Below are 234 nucleotides of genomic sequence, written 5' to 3' on the forward strand. Positions count from 1 at the left end.
ACTACCATCGGCGCTAGAGAGCTTAACTTCCGTGTTCGGTATGGGAACGGGTGTGACCTCTCTGCCATCATTACCAGACTGTATTCATTTAAGACAAGAATTATTGTAACTCATTTAACTTTGAAAGTCAACAAGTTTTTTTATATTCTTTCAAAACTAGATAACATTGCTTCATATTATATGGTTAAGTCCTCGATCTATTAGTATTCGTCAGCTCCACATGTCACCATGCTT

Annotated in this window: 1 rRNA gene; it reads right to left on the reverse strand. The window is 37.2% G+C overall.

What is annotated here, in order from left to right:
• Positions 1 to 78 (reverse strand): 5S ribosomal RNA (gene rrf / locus MR079_RS28905); the annotation flags it as partial.
• Positions 79 to 234: the final 156 nt, after the last annotated feature.

Source organism: Bacillus cereus group sp. BfR-BA-01381 (genome assembly GCF_022663555.1).
GTDB classification, from domain to species: domain Bacteria; phylum Bacillota; class Bacilli; order Bacillales; family Bacillaceae_G; genus Bacillus_A; species Bacillus_A pacificus.